Below are 419 nucleotides of genomic sequence, written 5' to 3'. Positions count from 1 at the left end.
GATAGGTTGCTTCAATATTTATGGCTGCTATGTAATAGGCAAGCAAAACAATCTCATTGGCATGGATGTCATGACGGAATTTATACTCCATATCTTCCGGTTTTATCAGATCTGATTGTAAAAGCCGCGTGATAAAGGTACCAGTTCCCGTAAAGGGGTCAAGAATAGAAACACCACGGGATCCCAAGCTTTTGCCAAATTCTTGCTCTAACACATCATTGACGGAATGAATGATAAAATCCACAACCTCAACAGGGGTATAAACAATCCCTAATTTTTCTACCGTACGCGGAAATGCCTTGGCAAAAAAGCTTTCATAAAGCGTAATAATGAGATTTTGTCTTGCTTGCGGGGTCGTAATACCAGAGGCACGTAATTTTACACTGTCATAAAACTCTCTAAGATCCTTTGACTCTTCT

1 protein-coding gene is annotated in these 419 nt (G+C 39.9%); it reads right to left on the bottom strand.

The window, feature by feature from the left end; genetic code table 11:
* The coding region (locus J7R12_RS08700; protein ID WP_208439081.1) for an N-6 DNA methylase at positions 1 to 419 on the bottom strand (419 nt) is incomplete at both ends.

This window comes from Bartonella vinsonii subsp. vinsonii, assembly GCF_902825235.1.
Taxonomy (GTDB): domain Bacteria; phylum Pseudomonadota; class Alphaproteobacteria; order Rhizobiales; family Rhizobiaceae; genus Bartonella; species Bartonella vinsonii.
Note: the sequence above shows the minus strand (reverse complement) of the source record. Positions and strands in the feature narration are given on the sequence as shown.